At 59.0% G+C, this 17,456-nt stretch carries 17 protein-coding genes, 1 tRNA gene and 1 pseudogene; 7 read left to right on the top strand and 12 right to left on the bottom strand.

Features of this window, described 5'->3' with window-relative positions; all coding sequences use genetic code 11:
• Positions 1-39: 39 nt before the first annotated feature.
• On the top strand, positions 40-1,245 hold the full coding sequence (locus tag DHV10_RS04395; protein ID WP_109485059.1) for an ATP-grasp domain-containing protein: 1,206 nt from the start codon (positions 40-42) through the stop codon (positions 1,243-1,245).
• Between the two features lie 85 nt (positions 1,246-1,330).
• On the opposite strand, the gene DHV10_RS28165 is transcribed toward DHV10_RS04395, so the two are convergent.
• Positions 1,331-1,462 (bottom strand): thioredoxin domain-containing protein, encoded by a 132-nt coding sequence (locus DHV10_RS28165; protein WP_420818738.1) that lies wholly within the window; start codon positions 1,460-1,462, stop codon positions 1,331-1,333.
• A gap of 7 nt (positions 1,463-1,469) precedes the next feature.
• Positions 1,470-1,574, bottom strand: coding sequence for a glutaredoxin family protein (locus tag DHV10_RS27940; RefSeq protein WP_109485057.1), 105 nt, complete (start codon positions 1,572-1,574; stop codon positions 1,470-1,472).
• Between the two features lie 107 nt (positions 1,575-1,681).
• On the opposite strand from DHV10_RS27940, the gene DHV10_RS04380 reads away from it, so the two are divergent.
• Positions 1,682-2,728, top strand: coding sequence for a UDP-glucose--hexose-1-phosphate uridylyltransferase (locus DHV10_RS04380; protein ID WP_109485704.1), 1,047 nt, complete (start codon positions 1,682-1,684; stop codon positions 2,726-2,728).
• A 76-nt stretch (positions 2,729-2,804) separates the two neighbouring features.
• Here DHV10_RS04380 and DHV10_RS04375 read toward each other — a convergent pair whose 3' ends face one another.
• Positions 2,805-4,097, bottom strand: coding sequence for a tetratricopeptide repeat protein (locus DHV10_RS04375; protein ID WP_239461279.1), 1,293 nt, complete (start codon positions 4,095-4,097; stop codon positions 2,805-2,807).
• Between the two features lie 282 nt (positions 4,098-4,379).
• Positions 4,380-4,628, bottom strand: a pseudogene (locus DHV10_RS28160) (winged helix-turn-helix domain-containing protein); the annotation flags it as partial.
• 227 nt (positions 4,629-4,855) lie between these two features.
• On the opposite strand from DHV10_RS28160, the gene DHV10_RS04370 reads away from it, so the two are divergent.
• Entirely contained in the window at positions 4,856-5,962 is a 1,107-nt protein-coding gene (locus DHV10_RS04370; RefSeq protein ID WP_162601182.1) for a ScyD/ScyE family protein, read from the top strand.
• 116 nt (positions 5,963-6,078) lie between these two features.
• Here the strand turns inward: DHV10_RS04370 and DHV10_RS04365 are convergent, their stop codons facing one another.
• From DHV10_RS04365 to DHV10_RS04350, 4 genes are all read right to left on the bottom strand, one after another.
• Positions 6,079-7,125, bottom strand: coding sequence for a sensor domain-containing diguanylate cyclase (locus tag DHV10_RS04365; protein WP_109485054.1), 1,047 nt, complete (start codon positions 7,123-7,125; stop codon positions 6,079-6,081).
• Positions 7,126-7,356: 231 nt separating this feature from the next.
• Positions 7,357-7,432, bottom strand: a tRNA-Lys gene (locus DHV10_RS04360).
• A 193-nt stretch (positions 7,433-7,625) separates the two neighbouring features.
• On the bottom strand, positions 7,626-9,209 hold the full coding sequence (locus DHV10_RS04355; protein WP_109485053.1) for a pilus assembly protein TadG-related protein: 1,584 nt from the start codon (positions 9,207-9,209) through the stop codon (positions 7,626-7,628).
• Complete coding sequence (locus DHV10_RS04350; protein WP_162601181.1) at positions 9,206-9,751, bottom strand: TadE/TadG family type IV pilus assembly protein; 546 nt, start codon at positions 9,749-9,751, stop codon at positions 9,206-9,208. The genes DHV10_RS04355 and DHV10_RS04350 overlap by 4 nt, the downstream gene beginning before the upstream one ends.
• Positions 9,752-10,146: 395 nt before the next feature.
• Between DHV10_RS04350 and DHV10_RS04345 the strand changes: the two genes are divergently transcribed.
• The 4 genes from DHV10_RS04345 to DHV10_RS04330 are packed head-to-tail and all read left to right on the top strand — an operon-like array spanning position 10,147 to position 11,511.
• A complete protein-coding gene (locus DHV10_RS04345; protein ID WP_109485051.1) occupies positions 10,147-10,533 on the top strand; it encodes a DUF2089 domain-containing protein in 387 nt (128 codons plus the stop codon).
• Positions 10,530-10,790, top strand: coding sequence for a hypothetical protein (locus DHV10_RS04340; protein WP_109485050.1), 261 nt, complete (start codon positions 10,530-10,532; stop codon positions 10,788-10,790). Before DHV10_RS04345 ends, DHV10_RS04340 begins: the two co-directional genes overlap by 4 nt.
• An 8-nt stretch (positions 10,791-10,798) precedes the next feature.
• Entirely contained in the window at positions 10,799-11,050 is a 252-nt protein-coding gene (locus DHV10_RS04335; RefSeq protein ID WP_109485049.1) for a hypothetical protein, read from the top strand.
• Complete coding sequence (locus tag DHV10_RS04330) at positions 11,047-11,511, top strand: SHOCT-like domain-containing protein (protein ID WP_109485048.1); 465 nt, start codon at positions 11,047-11,049, stop codon at positions 11,509-11,511. The genes DHV10_RS04335 and DHV10_RS04330 overlap by 4 nt, the downstream gene beginning before the upstream one ends.
• 65 nt (positions 11,512-11,576) lie before the next feature.
• Here the strand turns inward: DHV10_RS04330 and DHV10_RS04325 are convergent, their stop codons facing one another.
• The 4 genes from DHV10_RS04325 to DHV10_RS04310 form a co-directional block, all read right to left on the bottom strand.
• A complete protein-coding gene (locus DHV10_RS04325) occupies positions 11,577-12,701 on the bottom strand; it encodes a universal stress protein (protein ID WP_109485047.1) in 1,125 nt (374 codons plus the stop codon).
• Positions 12,702-12,704: 3 nt separating this feature from the next.
• Positions 12,705-14,111, bottom strand: a complete 1,407-nt coding sequence (locus DHV10_RS04320; RefSeq protein WP_109485703.1) for a sensor histidine kinase — start codon at positions 14,109-14,111, stop codon at positions 12,705-12,707.
• A 161-nt stretch (positions 14,112-14,272) separates the two neighbouring features.
• A complete protein-coding gene (locus tag DHV10_RS04315; RefSeq protein ID WP_109485046.1) occupies positions 14,273-15,784 on the bottom strand; it encodes a hypothetical protein in 1,512 nt (503 codons plus the stop codon).
• A gap of 80 nt (positions 15,785-15,864) precedes the next feature.
• Positions 15,865-17,364, bottom strand: coding sequence for a hypothetical protein (locus DHV10_RS04310; protein WP_109485045.1), 1,500 nt, complete (start codon positions 17,362-17,364; stop codon positions 15,865-15,867).
• Positions 17,365-17,456: the final 92 nt, after the last annotated feature.

Raw genomic sequence — 17,456 nt, 5'->3', positions numbered from 1 at the left:
GTCCAAACGCAAAGGGTAGAGACCGCTGCGGAGAGGGAAATGGCGCACCAGATCGACCGATTTCTTTGTATTGCCAGCTACGAAAAGGGGCAGGACTTCATGCGGCAGTGCGCAGAGATGGGGGTGAAACCGACGCTGCTGACCGTGGAGAAGCTGCGCGATGCGGCGTGGCCGCGCGAGGTGCTGGAAGATGTTCACCTCATGCCGGACGAGTATACGGAGACGGATCTGATCAGGACGGTGTGCTGGATGGCGCGGGGCCGGCAGTTCGACAGGGTACTCGCGCTGGATGAGTTCGATTTGGATGCTGCGGCGAAGATCCGGGAGCATACAAGGATTCCGGGCATGGGCGTGACGTCGACCGCCTACTATCGCGACAAACTGGCGATGCGAACGGGAGCGAGCGAGTCTGGGTTTTTGGTGCCGCCGTTCTGCCGCGTACTGAATTACGACGAGCTGCGCGGGTACATGAAGCAGGTGCACGGGCCGTGGCTGCTGAAGCCAAGGGCGGAGGCGTCCGCGCTGGGGATCCGCAAGATCTACGAGCCGGAGCAGCTTTGGCGCACGCTGGATGAGCTGGGCGAGACGCAGACGAGTTATCTGCTGGAGCAGTTTGTGCCCGGCGATATTTTCCACGTCGACTCGATCATCAGCGAGCACAAGGTGGTGTTTTCAGCTGTGCATCAGTATGGAAAGCCGCCGATGCAGGTGATGCATGAGGGCGGCGTGTTTACGACGCGGACGGTGAACCGCCAGAGCCGCGAGTGGGCCGAACTGACTGCGCTGAATGGTCGGCTGGCTCCGGACCTGGGGATGGCGCGCGGGGTGACCCACGCGGAGTACATCCGCGCACACGACGATGGGCGGTTCTACTTTCTGGAGATCGCGGCGCGCGTTGGCGGCGCGTTTATTTCGGATCTTGTGGAGACGGCGACGGGGATCAATCTCTGGCGGGAATGGGCGCGGCTTGAAGTGGCACATCTTCGCGGGGAGACTTACGAGCTGCCGGATTTCGCCGAGAGATACGCAGGCAGTGTGCTGTGCCTGGCGACGATGGCTGAGCCGGACACGAGCGCGTTCAACGCTCCGGAGATTGTGAAGCGGATGAAGAAGCACCATCATGCGGGGCTGATCGTGTGTTCAGAGAGCGCGAGCCGGGTGCGGGAGCTGGTGGATCAGTACAGTGCGGAGTTTGCGCAACGGTTTCTGGCAGCGCTGCCTCCTCCGGATAAGCCGACGGCTTAGTTCCAAGTTCGAGAACCTGAGTTGAACGAGTTCGGGGCGGATTCATCACGGCTCATTTCGAGCCGAAGGTTTGCCGTGGCCGGATCTACGCTCGAGCGCGGAGGGTCTTCAGGAATTGGGCTGAATCCAACCGGAACTTGAATGCCTTGCGGCCATCGATGAAGACCACGGGGACTTCTTCGTTGTATTTCCGACGGAGTTCAGGGTCAGCGTCGATGTCAATCTCACGCCCAGTGGAAGTCGTTGCCGGGCTGAAGCTGGGCGAGTTGATCTTTGACTACGTCGCAGAGGTGGCATCCGCTGCGCGAGTAAACGATGACTTCATGCATGGGGCCATTTTAGACGGGGCCGGTTTGGCACAACGGTCCGCTTCGTGTTGCGTGTTGCTTGAAGTCGGCGGCGAATTTTGTTGGGCGCGTTGCGTACAATGATCGGCATGGCAGGCAAGTGGCAGTATCCGCATCGGCGGTGGAATCCGCTGAGACAAGCGTGGGTGTTGGTTTCGCCGCACAGGACGCAGCGCCCATGGCAGGGCGAAGTGGCGCAGAAGAGTGCGCCGTCAGCGGTGACCTACGATCCGGAGTGCTATTTGTGCCCGGGGAACAAGCGCGCGGGCGGAGCGGTGAATCCGCAGTACGATTCGATCTTCACATTTGTAAACGATTACGCAGCGCTGCTGCCGGATTTGCCTGCGGAGCAGGATCAGCCGTCTTCGTCGTTGCTGGTGGCTGAGGGAGCGCGGGGATTGTGCAAGGTGCTGTGCTTCCATCCCGATCACAGCCTGACGCTGGCGCGGATGACGCGGCCGGAGATTCGGCGCGTGGTGGACGCTTGGACCAAGGAGTACGAGGAGTTGGGCGCGACGGACTGGATCCACTACGTGCAGATTTTCGAGAACCGCGGGGCGATGATGGGGGCGAGCAACCCGCACCCACATGGGCAGATATGGTCGACGGGCTTTGTGCCGGACGAACCAGCCGCGGAGACGATCGCGCAGCACGAGTACTTTGCCAAGAAGAGAAGCTGCCTCTTGTGCGACTACGTGCAGGAGGAGTTGGGCGCGGGGGAGCGCGTGGTGCTGGAGAATGAGCACTTCGCTGTTCTGGTGCCGTGGTGGGCGACGTGGCCGTTTGAGATTCTGCTGGTGAGCAAACGGCACGCAGCGGCCATGCCGGAGTTGAAGATCGAAGAGCGGGATGCGCTGGCGGATGCACTGAAACGGCTGACAACGCGGTACGACAATTTGTTCGAGACGAGCTTTCCGTACACGATGGGGTTTCACCAGGCGCCGACGGATGGGAAGGATCACAAGGAGTGGCATTTTCATGCGCATTTCTATCCGCCGCTGCTCAGGTCGGCGACGGTGCGGAAGTTCATGGTGGGATTTGAAATGCTGGGGATGCCGCAGAGGGATATTACACCGGAGAGCGCGGCGGAACGCTTGAGGGCGTGCTCGGAGGAGCATTTCTGGGCGAGGGAGTGAAATCGGTGTTGCCGACTATTTGAATTGTCTTGGGCGGTACGCAGAGTCTGCAGATGGCGCACTTGGAAAGACATCGCTATCTTTGAAACCCGACCCGCTTGAGAAATTCCTGAAATCTAGCATCACTGCGCAGCGAGTCCAGGCGCGGGTCAGCTTTCAAATCGGGCATGCAGGCGGAGCGTTCCTTCAACCCTCTATTCAGCCAGTCCAGCGCCTTTTCCTTATCTCCGAGTACTGCGTGCGCCGTCGCCATCTCGTAAGGGCATACGTAGTGGCGCTTGGAGATGGAATCCAGTCTCGAAAGCAAGCGTTCCGCCTCTGCTCGATTCCCGCTGACCGCTTCACGGCCTGTAATTGCCGCTAGCTGCAGAGCATCGGCGTCACCCGCGGATGGCCGGTAAAGTGCGGCTCCAGCTTCTGCCTGTTTTATATACGCGATCCAAAGCGATGCGTGCGTAACTGTGAAATGCGGATCGATGTCCAGAATCTTTCGCCATTCCTGGACTGCTTGTGCTTCTCGCCTCGCAAGGTAATACACCCATCCCGCATTGACATGAACCGCCACCGAGAGCGGATCAAGACTCTCTGCAACCTTGATCTCCGATATCGCTTCATCACTGCGGCCCATTTGCGCCAGGAACACTCCGCGCCACATGTGCGCATCCGAGGAGTTTGGGTTGAGCTTGACCGCTTGCGCGAACTCCTTCTCTGCCTCTGGCCAGTTCCAGTCATATAAGAATCGAATTGCGCCAAGCGAGACGTGTGTTTCTGCAAGATTGCCATCCAACTGCAATGCCTTCAACGCAGACTGTTTCCCCAATTCCAAGACAGCTGCAGGTGACACGTAATAATCAGACAACGCGAGGTACGAGTCAGCCATGGCGGCATAATTCCGTGCGTCCTCGGGACTATGCTCAATACCCTGCCGGAAGTACTCGATCCCTTTATTGATCTCGTCTTCACTTCCTTTACTCAGGTGGTAGCGCCCACGGAAATACAGGTCCTGCTCCTCTGGGTCTACTCGCGAAGCCTGAGGCACGAGCGCTCGCGCGTTTTGATCTATCTCCGCGCGTATTTGCTGCGTAATTGCACCCGCCATGTCGCTCTGCAAGAGCAAAACATCGCCCAGTTCTCGGTCGTAACTTCGCGCCCAGAGGTGCTGGTCGGTTGCTGCGTCTATCAATTGCGCGGTAACCCGCACGTGTTGGCCAGACCGTACCACCGATCCTTCGAGGATCGCGTCCACTCCCAGTTCATCTGCAATCTGCCGAAGTGGCTTTTGTGCTCCTTTGTACTGCATAACGGACGTCCGTGATATCACGCGAACGCTGCCCAACTGAGCGAGTTGAGTGATCAGCTCGTCCGTCATTCCATCAGCGAAATACTCCTGCGTCGAATCCCCAGACAGATTCTGAAGTGGCAGCACTGCGAGCGAGCGAACCGGAGGATTGCTGCGTCGCCGTAACCAGTGACGCGAGTTCGCCAGATTGAATCCAAGGATCGCTCCCACCAAAAGGGCTCCGGCAACCAGTCCCGCCAGTACGCCGGCGAGGACCCTTCGAGAGCGATGGGACCGTCCAGTGACAGCCGGCTCCGGTATAGGATCGGCCGCAGAGCCCGATGAGGTCACTGGCGCAATAAACCGATATCCCCGCCGCGCCACTGTCTCGATAAAGGTCGGGTTTTCTGACGAGTCGCCCAGCGCCTCCCGCAGACGCGCCATAGCGCTATACAAGCCGTGGTCGAATTCAACGAACGTATTTGCAGGCCAGATGTTCGACCGTAATCGCTCGCGGGTAACAATTTCGCCGCGATTCTCGAGCAATAGAACAAGTAATTTCAGCGGCTGCTCCTGCAGCTTGATCCTGACGCCACGCTTGCGCAACTCTGCCTTTTGCATGTCGAGCTCGAAGAGCCCGAACTTCAGAATTTCCGAGATGGAGGCTGGCGCAGGCATTCCGGGGAAGGTTGATCGAGTCTAGCACCGCGCTTTCAGGTCGAGCTAGAACAAGATAGAGGTGCTCCTAAACCTATGTCGGCGTACATGATACGAGGATGGGAACACGTGAGTTGAGCTTTCACAACTTGGATCCTATCTTTCGACACACGTCGTCAAGGAGACCTGTCATGACTCGATATGAGAAGCTCAGAACACTCACCGCACTAAGCCTTTTCCTCAGCATCTGTTCCTTTTCTAGCGCTCAAAGGTTCCCGCACCGCACCGGAAACGCAAAGAGCGGTCTGCAGTCCAGCCTGGCGACCGCCACCGTATTTGCCACGGATTTGCGATTCCCGCGAGGCCTGAAGTTTGGTCCCGATTCGCGGCTTTATGTAGCTGAGTCCGGCCTGGGAGGCACGGACAATACCGTTGGGCTCTGCGACCAAGACCCTAACTTCGGACCGTTTCTCAGCGGCAGAACCTCGCGCGTAACCAGCTTCGATCTGCAGCGGAAACGAACCGTCGTCGTCGACAATCTTCCCTCCAGTGTCGATATCTTTGGCGAAACCTTCGGAGCGGCGGATGTTGCCTTCCTGGGCAATACCCTTTACATCGTGACGAACGGCTCGGGGTGCAGTCAGGGAGTCTCCTATGCCAACAACGGAATTTTGCGTCGGAATGGCGATGGTTCGCTCACCCAAATCAATGACCTTTCAGTCTGGACCCAGAACAATCCAGTTGCGAATCCTCCTTGTTGCGACTTCGACCTGGAAGGCGTCTGGTGGACCCTCAACACCAGGAACGGAGTGTTCTACACCAACAATGCAAACACCGGAGATATTTTGCAGGTCGCCCCTGATGGCACCACGACAAGAGTCATCGATATGTCGGCTAGCGAGGGCCACAATGTTCCGACTGCTGTCGCGCAAAACGGCAATTTCTATATAGCCAACCTAGGAAATTTTCCCATCATTCCCGGTTCTTCCTCACTGTACAAATTGCTGCCAAGTGGCACGTTGATGAAAGTGTTCGATGGTCTGACTGCCGTCATAGGCCAGGTTTTTCTGAACGGCAAGCTGTACGCGCTTGAGACGTCCACGGCAGCCGACTTTCCGCTGCCTGGCAGCGGGAAGATCGTTCGCGTGAGTGATTCGGGGGAAATCACAGATGTCCTGACCGGCTTGACCTTCCCAACTGCGATTACTGCCGGCCCCGACGGCGCACTGTACGTATCAGAGTTTGGTTATGGAGATGATCCGACAGCAGGGAGGATCCTGCAGGTCAGGTTGAAGTAGACGAACGAATTCTAATTGCGCCACCGAACCGGGCGAGGAACGCTCACACAGAAACTCTCGAAAGAAGGTCTCAACATTCGACTGACGAGACAGAATACCTGTGCGAGCGGCTTCACCTAGAAGACGTGCTTGTGGGTGAGTTCGCGTTCGGTGACGCGGGTGGTGGTGCGCGAGCGCTTCATCTGATACATAGAGCGGTCGGCGGCCTCGAGGAGTGAGTCGACATCGCTGCCATCGTCGGGGTAGCGTGCGTGGCCGATGCTGGCGGTGAGGTGCATCGTCCGGCCTTCAAAGCGGAACGGCTGATCGGTTTCGTGGGCGATGCGTTCGACAATGGCGATGAGGTCGGTGCGGCTGGAGATCTCAGTGAGGATGACGCCGAACTCGTCTCCGCCGAGGCGGGCGACGATGTCAGTGCGGCGCGGGATGCGGCTGATGCGCAGGGCGGTTTCGCGTAGTGCCGCGTCGCCGGCGCGGTGACCCATGCTGTCGTTGATGCGCTTGAGGCCATCGAGGTCGATGAGGAGGATACCCAGCGGATCGGGCTGGCGGCGGCCGGGGTAAGTGCGGTGGCGGAGGCGGTCAAAGAAGAGCGAACGGTTGGCCAAGCCTGTGAGTGCGTCGTGTGTTGCCTGCTGGTAGAGGGCACTGGTTTCGTTGCGCGCGGCGTGATACATGGCGGCGGCGACGAGTTCGCTCATGAGTTCAAGGACGCGGATGTCGCGTACGGTGAAGGCGTAGGTGTTGCTCGAAACGATTTTGAGTACTCCGACGATGGAGCCGTCGTGCCCGAGAGGCGCAACCACCATGGAGCGGACGCCCACGTCGCCGAAGGGGCTGAGGTCGACGCGGGGATCGACGAGGATGTCGTCAGAACGAAGAATCTGGCCGAGGCGCACGCAGAGTCCGGAGAGGCTGGCTTCGCGCCGGACGCGGGTGCCGAGAAGGGGACGCGCTAACCCGCTGGCGCCGCGATAAACCATCTCGTCGCCTTCGATGTATTCGACGATCGCGCCTTCGGCGTTCGTGAAGGTCGGGATTCGTTCGACAACAGCTTCGACCACTCCCGAGAGATCGAGGCCGTGCTTGGCGATCTCTGTCTGGAGCTTGATGATCTCCAGCAGGATGTATGGATCGGTGCTGGCACTCTGCACGTCAGTCATGGGCCCTCAACGCTATGCGGGGTAGCGGAAATTGTCCGGGGAAAAGCGCTGGCTGAACTTGGACGCCGTGCAGCATTGCATTCCAAGGCAGTGCGGCGCACCGCCGCCGGAGCGGTACCTTTCAGTTGGATGCGGGATGGCATCTGAGGTGGGATGCGGGTTTACCCTTTTGTAACCGATTCTGGCACTGGCTGCGGAACAGGGATTGGACTGGGGAGAATGAACAGGTAATGGTGAGCCCGCTGGGACTCGAACCCAGGACCCACGCCTTAAAAGGGCGTTGCTCTACCAACTGAGCTACGGGCTCACATAAGGCACAGGGTGCCTGCAGTCCGCGGTTGTTAGAACCGATTGAGAGCGACTGCGGGGAACGCCTTTGTGGAAGGCGACCTAGGTTCAACTTTAACAGATTGGGATGTCGCGGGGGCCGTACGGATCTTGTCATGCAAAACACAAAGGCCGGGAGAGCTGGGTCCCCCGGCCAAAAGGCAGGTTCGCCGTTAAGGTGTTGTGGTTGCAGAGCCGTTTGGTATGAGGCGTACAGCGGTGAGGTCGTAGGCAATGGTCTTGAAGATGCTGTTGAGGGAGGTGATCGTGTTGTTCGGGCCGGAGGCTTGGCAACCGGTGTCGCTGCCGGGAAGGTAGTAGTCGGTGTAGAAGGTGGAGGTGCTGGATGCGATCGCCTTCATGGTGTTGCATGGACTGATGTTCGGATGCGAGCCCCCAGCGGTATCACTCTGGCAGTAATACTGCTGAGATCCATTGACCCAGTAGGGTCCGCCGGACTTGGTAGACGATCCATACGAGATCGCGTAGATCTTCGTGCCCTTGCTCTTTGCGTATGCCGCAGCGTCAATCCCTTGCGAGCACTGGCCAACCCAGGACGGGTATGTGCCTCCGGATGTGGCAACCGTCCCGCTCTGCGTTCCCACCACCATGTCGTTGACTCCCGGACAGACCGTCCCTTTGGACAACCAGGTCCCGTTGCAATTGAAGGTACCGCTTCCCGATGGATACTGCTCCTTTGCTGTCGCATTGCCATCACTGAGCAGGATGATGATGTTCTGCGTTCCGGCTTTAACGGCGGCTTCCGCGGTGAGCGCGGATTGCGCTGCATAGATGGCTCCGGCGTAGTAGGTGTTTTCCTGACTGGTCTGGATGCCAGTGCAGCCGGATTTTCCGCCGACCGCTTTGACGAGATTCGAAGTGGTCGTGAGCGATTTGGCCTGGTTGTCCGTGCGGTAGTCGGCGAGGAAACCTGTGATCTGGTAGGTTTCCGTGACCGTGGTTGAGCCTGTTGTGTAGTTCATGTTCGTCAGGCTGCTGGCGGAGGTTGAGGGAAATGTGTACGGACCCGCGACCGGATTCGAACTGGTGCAGTCGTAGTTATTCCCGACACTGGTTGTGGTGATGTTCGGAAAGGTGAAGAGACTAACGTTATCTACGGTGGGAGCGAGGTTGAGCAGAAGCTGCTGCACGCCGTTGATTGCGCAGGAGAGCTGCGTGGCCCCGCTGCCGCAGTTGGTGTCGGAGTAGTCCATCGAAGGGGTGGTGTCGAGGATGATAGCGACGTTGTAGGGCAGGGGCTTCGAGCCGCGCATGGCGGCAGTGGAGGTGGCGGTGATGTTGAGCGACTTGAAGCCGAGCATGCTTGCAAACATCATGGGAACGGCGGCTGCCTGCTGGACCTGAAGAGCATTAGCGGCGGCGCTGCCGGTGCAGGGCAGACCCTGATCCTTGAGGAACTTGATGCAGAGTGGAGTGACGCTTGCGGTCGTTGGTGTGTAGGATTTGGAGTCGTTCGAGTTGCCGCTGCCGGAACTGAACGATTTCGCCACGGTGGAGTAGTCGCCGTCCGGCATCTGCTGGGCACCCGCGAGCGCGGCGGCGTCGGTAGCCGATTGCAGCTGGCGATGGATGATGTACATGCGAGCCGTGTCGATGGCGAGCCCCGACAGGCCGAGCAGACAGATCATGGTGACGGCGACCCAGGGCAGAATTTGTCCGGACTGTCGATTCAGGAATTTGATGAAGGCCCGTTCTGCGTGGCGTCTTGCCGCGGACTTTGTCGCTGCAGGTCTCATTGGAGTAGCTCCGTGGTCTGCGCGGTCATGTTCAGGGCCATGGGTTTCCAGCCGAAGATCATGACGGTGTAGGGGTACGTCGCGGAGACCTGGGCTGTTTTACCTGCGACGATGTTCGCGGCTCCGTTGGTGCACGAGGTGACGTTGTTGTAAGGAGTGCCGTTGATGTTGAAGCTCAACTGGATCTGCGATTTGTTCAGGGTGGGAGCGGCGTTGGTGATGGCGGTGTAGGCGGCCGCGCAGGGATCGGGGGTTGTGCCGTCGGAATTGCTGGCGCGGATAACTGCGACGGTACGGGCGCCGACGTCGACCGCGTTGTTGAGCTGAAGGTAGAAGGTGAGCGCAAAGCCGAGTCCGAAGATGCCGGTAAGAAGGCAGAGCATGAGCGGAGCGATCAGGGTGAACTCGGCAAGCGATCCGCCTTCTTCACGGGAGAGGTGAACGCTGGCTTTGGAGATGTCGTGGTTGAGGGTAGCCAGGAGTTTTCGAATCGAGCATGTAGGCGTGGCCGCGGAGTGGACTTGGATCTTGGATGATTCCATGGTGTTGGGCCCTCTCATTTGGAACAGACCGCGAGCCGTAAGAGCAGATGGAATGAAGGCGCATCGGTGTCCGTCACCAACAAAAATAGGGAAGGGTAACTGTGAAAGCATCACCGGATGGTGGTAAGAAATTACCAATGTAATGCTCACGTAAGTGTAAGCAAATAATTGGTTTGGTAAAGATTTACTCTGGGAACAAGTTGTTGATACCACGGGTCAGGTCGAGATGTGAGCTAGATCACCGAAATTACTTATTGGTAAACAGTTCCGGTAGATTTCAGCCTTTCTCACGGCCCACATATCTATCAGAAGCGTTCTTGAACTTAATTTTCTTAATAAATAGTGGTTCAAATATCAATTTTCATGTTATTGTCGTCTTGTTCAGAGGGGAATGGATGGCGGACGCGGAGAAAAGCGGATCGGATTGGCAGGATTTGCTGAGGATGGCCCATGGCACGCCGATGGTGATTGAGCGGGTGAGGATGCCGGAGAAGGGCGTTGCGGTGGAGGGCTCGTTTACCCTGCCGGAGCTAGCCCGCCTGAGCCTGGAGGACCAGGTTTTTGTGACGGCCTTCGTGCGCTCGCATGGGTCGATCAAGGAGATGGAACAGATTTTTGGAGTGAGCTATCCGACGATCAAGGGCCGATTGAATCGGATTTCAGGCCAGCTGCAGTTTGTGGAGACGAACCCGACGCCGGGCAGAGCTGAGGTTCTGGAGAGATTGAAGAATGGGGAGATCTCGGCGGAGCAGGCGATCAAGGAACTGGAGGCACTGAAATGACTCCGAATGTGGCGATCGTTCACGTGAACTATCCGCATGGGCCGAATTTCAGGCTGTGGCTGCCGCTGTTTCTTTTGTGGGTCCCTGCGATCGTGCTGGCACCTTTCATTCTGCTGGGGCTGCTGATTGCGTGCGTGATCTCGGGGGTGCCGTTCTGGCGTTCGGTAGGTGCGGGTTGGGCATTGGTGTGCAGTCTGCCTGGGACAGACGTGCGGGTAGCGACGGAAGGCAATCGGGTTCTGGTTCGGATTCTGTAGAGGTGACTATGAATACTGATCGACGCGCAATTTTGACGCTGATCGCTATGGGACGCATCACGCCGGCGGAAGCGGAGAGGCTGCTGGCGGCGTGGAACGAGAGCCGGGAGATGGCGTTGATCCTGGCGGCGAGCGTTAGTTTCGGACTGCTCGCGCAACTGCACGTGCACGAGCTTGTGCCGTCGCTCAATCACTGGATCCACTTGCAGATTGCGGAGATCGCGCACCTGCTTGGAACAATCATGGGAGGACTGCGATGAACGAGAACAGAAGACAGATTCTGGAGATGCTGGCGGCGGGGAAGATCACTGCGGATGAGGCGGAGCGGCTTTTGGCAGCGCTCGACCCTGAACCGGTGTCGGTGGGCGCGTCAAGTGCGGGCACCGGAGGCGGGAGAGGTACGGGGACGAAGGCAATTCCGAAGTACCTGCGCGTGCTGGTGGAAGCCGATGAGTCGATGACCGGAAACAAGGGGCTGACCACGGTCAATGTGCGCGTGCCGATGCAACTGCTACGCGCGGGTGTGCGGCTGGCGGCGCTGATTCCTCAGCAGGCTCATAACCAGCTGGACCAGGCGCTGTCGAGCCACGGCGTTCCGCTGACGGTTTCGCAGATCAAGCCGGAGAACCTTGAAGAGCTGATCGACCACCTTGAAGACCTGACCGTGGATGTCGATGGCAAGGAAGGGAATCAGACGAAGGTGCGCGTGTTCTGTGAGTGAAACAGTGATCAGTGATCAGTGGTCATGGACAGAGGGACGAAGGCGGGAGAAAAACGTCGAGCCTATCAGCCTTTGCGGAGGGGTTTTTGCATGGGGACGACCTGGACCGTGACGTCGCGGACTTCGGCGAGGAAGCGGTTGAGCACGGAGCCGCGGAGGAGGATGTCGAGGCGGGAGCGGACAGGCTGGCCGAAGATGACGTGGGAGATAGTCTCCTGCTGGGCAAAGCGGATGAGGGCATCGGCGACATTCTTGTCATTCAGGGTGATGACCTGCGCTCCGAGATCTTTGGCCATTCGGCGGTACTCTTCGATTCTTTGAAATGCTTCGGGGTCGCCATGACCCTTGTCTTCATCGGGGCGATTCACGTAGACGGCATACCAGTTGGTTGCAAGGCGGCCGGCGACACGGGCGCCGACGCGAATGAGGCGTTCGGTTCCGGGGCGGGTGCTGAGGCAGACCATGACTTTATCGGGAATGGGGGCTTGTTCGAGGCCCTGGGTGCGGCGGTAGTCGGCCGCGCGATGACTGACCTGCTCGGCTGTGGCGCGCAGGGCTAGCTCGCGCAGCAGATTCAGATTGCCTTTGCGGAAGAAGTTGGCGAGTGACTGCTCGACCTTCTCGGGCGCGTAGATTTTGCCTTCGCGGAGGCGGTTGCGGAGCTCTTCGACGGTGAGGTCAACGTTGATGACTTCGTCGGCGCGCTTGAAGAAGCTGTCGGGAACTGTTTCGCGGATAAGCGTGTTGGCCGAGCGGTTGACGGCGTCGTTGAGCGTCTCAAGATGCTGGATGTTGACAGCGGTCCAGACATCAATGCCGGCGTCGAGAAGTTCGAGGACATCTTCGTAGCGCTTGCGGTTCTTGCTGCCGGGGACGTTGGTGTGCGCAAGTTCGTCGACGATGGCGATCTGGGGATGGCGCGCGAGGACCGCGTCGACGTCCATCTCTTTGAGTTCGACCCCGCGGTATGGGATTGTGCGCAGCGGAACCTGTTCGAGGTCGCGGACCTGGTCGATGGTGTCCTGGCGGCGGTGAGGTTCGACGAGACCTATGACGATGTCGATGCCCTGCTTGCGCTTGAGGTGGGCGTCGTTGAGCATGTGGTACGTTTTGCCCACGCCGGGAGCAGCGCCGAGATAGATGCGCAGACGGGCTGGTTCCTGCTGACGCTCGAGCTGAAGTTCTGCCATGGTCTAGCCCACCTCGACGGGATGCGGCGTGGCGGCTGCTACCGCGACCGGGAGAGTGAAGCGAAATGTAGTGCCCTGGCCAAGACGACTTTCGACGGCGATCTGGCCGCCTAGGGTTTCGACGAGACGGCGGACCAGCGCGAGCCCCATGCCGGTGCCGCGCTCGGAGAATGGGTTGAAGCGATCGAAGATGTTGGTGAGGCGTTCGGCCTCGATGCCGCGTCCGCTGTCGCGGATGGTGAACTGCACGTACTCCTTCATCTCCTCGGCAGCAAGCAGGATCTCACCATCCTGCGGTGTGTAGCGCAGTGCATTGGCGATTAGATTGTCGAAGATGGTGCGCGCGGCGCGGCGGTCGGCAAGCACAAACGAGAGGTCGGCGAAGGCATTGACCTCGATGCGGACGCCTTTGCTTCCGGCTTCGTCGATATGGCGGTTGCGCGCCTCGTCGAGCAGGATGCGCGGGCGGAGCCGCTCGAGCTTGAGTTCGCGCTTGCCGCTATCGAGTTCGGCGACCTCGATCAGATCGGACATCAGATCTTCGAGTTTTTCCGATTCGCTGCTGGCCTCTACAACCAGCTCACTCTGCAGGGGCAGCAATTCTCCGGCGAATCCGTTCTGAAGGGCGTAGAGGCCGCGGCGCAGCTGCAGCAGCGGATCGCGCAGCTTTTTGCTGGCAACGGAGATGAACTGTGATTTGAATCGGTCGGTGTCCTGGAGCGACGTTACGTCTTCGAGGGTTGTGACGGCGCCAAGGAGTCTGCCTTCGGAGTCGCGCATGGGAGTGGTGCGAAGCCGATAGCTGCGAGACTGGCTGCCGATGCGCATGGGCAGCATGGCGGCGTCTCCTTCGGCAGCGATGGGTTTCTGCATGGCGATGGCATCGCGAATAGCGCCGAGAATTTTGTCGCCGCCGGGCGTGTTGTTCAGGCCCATGCGGTCCTTGGCAGCTTCGCCGAGGATTTCTGACGCGGCCTGATTGAGCTTGAGGATGTGGCCCTTGGCGTCGGTGACGATGATGGGCTCGAAGATGGACTGGAGCACAGCGTCGGAGAGCTGGTACTCCATTTGGCGGCGTCCGGCCTCGGTGTCGCGGAGGTCGCGAAGGCGGACGGCGATGCGGTTCAACTCGGCGGCGATGACGCCGAAGCTGTCGCGGCTGCCCCACTCGACTCGGTGTTCGAGGTTGCCGCCTGCGATTTTCTTGAAGTCGTTGGCGAGTGTCCGGATGGGACGCAAGACCAGCATCACCATTGCGATCTCAACGAGCACCATGGAGATGAGAAAGGCGATGGCCAGATTCAAGTCGCCGCCGGCAGCAAGAGCACGATGAGCCGCGACGACTATGCCGATGCCGAGGGCGGCAACGAGAGCGCATCCGAGAATCAGTCGCTGCGTAAGGTTCAGCATCAGTCCGGCTCCAAGATGAGGGGGAGCCACACTGTCATTCTCAGGTATCGACCCTCAAGGCGCAAAACGGATGTTGGCGGCGCGAAAGTCCGGACCTGGATGGTCTCTGCGCCCCACGTGACGAACGACGATGGGTGCGCAGCAAGTGAACGGGAGCAGGGTCAGTTCCGGTTGAGAGCCGGCATACGGCAGACCTGAAACGAGTCCTGTCGATAGGGGCAGTCCATCCCAGCCGGCGCGGAGCCATGGATTACGGTCCAACTCACTTCGGGGTACTGTTCGCGCAACGATTGGAATTGAGCGCGGGAGAAGTGATTGAGACCGTAGGTGGCGTCGCTCATGTGTTTCCACTCGTCGGCCAGATCAGGGAAGAGCGAGACAACTCCACCGTCTTTGTAGTAGTCGGCCAGAGCTGAGCGCTGGGAGATTGAGCGGAAACCGTGGACGTCGACCGGTGCGTCTTTGAAGTAGCGCGAGTCGACTGCGAAGACCGCATCGCCTGGCGTGTTTCCGCGAATCCACAGCAGAGCGTTGACCCATGGATTGCGGCTCGTATTCGAAGGCACTTCGATATGAGCACTGTGGGGATAGGTATTTCGTGCGGCGATGAACATGCCGATGGCGAGCGGGAGAAAGAGGAGGAAGGGCAGCCACTTGCGGTCTTTGGCGAGGTACTCTCCGGCAACTCCGGCGAGGAGCAGGATGAAGAGCAACGTGATGAGGTGGAACGAGCGCAGAGGTTGAACGCGGACGAACATCTCGAACTCAGGGGATGAGCAAATGAATGCGGCTGAAGCGATGGAGATGAGTCCGAAGGGAATGAGCGCGAGGCATACAAGCCGGAAGGCGGGGCGAGTTCCACGGATGTCTGAACGCCAGAGCCACGCGAGTATTCCGAGGGGCGCGAGCAGACCGAGCCAGTGATACCAGGTCCAGTTGTAGAGGAAGAAGTAGTCGCGCGAGAAGAGGGCTTCTCGATAGTTTCCCCGCGCCGGCGATAGGTGGAATCCGCCGGGTATCAGTGCAAATCCGGAGACGGGTATGGGGAGCGGTTCGCCGACCCGCGTTCTGACGCGCTCGCTCGCCCAGATCACGGCCCAGAGAAAGATGACGTAGAGAACCATCTGCGGATGAAAGAGGCTTGTCAGGAGCACAGCGACGGCTGCGTAGGCATACCTTCGTTCGAGAAAGGCTGTGAGTGAAAGCATCGCGAGCGGCGTCGAGAAGGACCGGGCTGTCAGGTAGGGGTCGACGAGGAGAAGGCCAGTGTTGGCAGCCGGCATGGTCAGGACAGCGGTTGCAACAAGCATGGCGGTCCAGCGCGCGTGCGGCGAGGTGAAGCAGGCCGTGACGAAGAGCCAACAAGCGGTGAGCGTTCCAAAGAGAGTTGCGAAAAACCAGGCAAAGACGGACCAGTCGATGGAGATGTGCGCAAGCTTTGCGGTGGCCGCGAGGACGGCTCCGAAAAGGGAGAGATGTCCATGCGAGAGGAAGAACTCGCCGGCATAGGGGTAAAGGTTTGGATGAAGGAGTTTGGTGGCGGCTGGAAGGTAGATCTCTGCGTCTTCAACACCGAGGTGGTAGCCGCCAATCAGAAGGGCCGCAAAAGTGAGGGCTAGGATCGGCAGGAAGGGAAATCGCTCGCGAGCTTCGATCGTTCTATCTGACCGCAAAAAAATATCTCCTTACAGTATTCAGATGTTTGCAGTGCGCTTGACGTTCATCCGTGACATTCAAATGACTTTGCAGGGGATCAGGGGATCTTGCACACGGCGAGTTCACCGTTGTGCCATTTGCAATCGAGGCCGGTCGGCGCGGAATTGGAGACGAGAGCCCAGTCAACACCGAACCGCGATTTGATGCGTTCAAAGTCGGCAAGTTTGAACTGGGACCAACCGGCGGTGGCGATTGTCTGCTGTTCCCAGCGGGGCGCGAGTTCGGGGACCTGGGTTACAACGGACGAGTCTTTGATGAGATCGGCGAGCTGGCTGCGTTCAGCGAGAGCGCGGAAGCTGTGATAGTCCTCTCCGGGAGCTGCGAGGTAGTTCGGATCCATGGCGAAGTAGGCATTTGTGGGAGTGTTGCCGCGGATCCAGGCGAAAGCTTCAAGCCACGGATTGGTTGGGGACATGCCGGGTAGCTCCAGGTGTGGACTTGCCACTAAGAGGGCGCGCTGCGCGGCGAACATTCCAAAACAGGGCAGGGCGAGAAACGCTGCCCAGCGAAACGGGTTGCCTTTGATGAAGAATTTCCCGATGAGGCATCCGGCGATGAGCACCATGAAGATGTAGACGAGTTGGAGATAGCGCATGGGCTGCATGGGGGTGATACGGATGAGCGAGGGCGATGCGAGCACGATCATCGATGCCGCCTGATGGACGATGCCGTATGCAAAGACCGCGATAGCGAAGCGGGCGAGCTTTGAATCTCCGTGCCTGATTGCGAGCCACCAGAGAAGTCCAAAGAGGATCAAAGGTGCGACAGTGCCGAGCCACTCGTACCAGGTCCAGCGGTAGAGGAACATGTAGGAGCGCGTCTCGAGCGCTCGATGCCAGGCCGCGTTGGGAGACTCGAGGACCCATCCCAGAGGGACTGCGGATGCGAATGCGGTGCTGAAGGACCGCAGCCACGCGTGCACGGGGTCGAGCTGTGCCAATGTCAGGAAAAAGCAGAAGGAAATTCCGAACAAGGCCATGATGGGATGGAGGACGAAGGCGAGGAGCAGGAGAGGAACAGCGTGCCAAGGCCTATTGCGAAGAATTCTAGAGACCGAAAGGAGCACAAGGGCGGTGGCGATATTGCGTGGGTGCAGGTGCTGATCGGCGATGTAGATGGCAGCTCCGGAGACCGGGAGTGTGAGCATCGCAGCGACGAGCGCTACTCCGGCCCACTGCACGCGCTCGTCGTTGAATAGAACCTGGACGATGCTTCTGCATGCTGCGAGGATCAGAGCGATGGAGAGAAATTGGAAGAGAAGCTCGGTAGCCGGGAGCGGAAGGTGCGTGAAGCGAACGAAGGATGCGATCCAATGATGGAAGAGAGTGGCCTGCAACTGGAGGCGGAAGAAGTCAGCGTCGTGGGGGTAAAGCGCGGGGTTCAGAATGCTTTTGACCGCGGAGAGGTAGACCGCGTCGTCTTCCATGCCGGGGTGATAGCCCATGACCATGAAAGCCAGAAGCGAAAAGATCAACAGCAGAATTGTGTTGAGAGTTCTTGAAATTCCGAACGGCTTCTTCAGGACAATTCGCTCCAAAGATGGCAAAAGTTCAACAGAGGCAAGACAAGTGGTGCAAGGTCCGGAATGGTCAGAGATCAGGACCCGAGCCGTTCCGGGAAGTTGCGGGA

It is taken from the genome of Occallatibacter savannae, from assembly GCF_003131205.1.
GTDB classification, from domain to species: Bacteria; Acidobacteriota; Terriglobia; order Terriglobales; family Acidobacteriaceae; genus Telmatobacter; species Telmatobacter savannae.
This window is presented reverse-complemented; position numbering and strand designations above follow the sequence as displayed.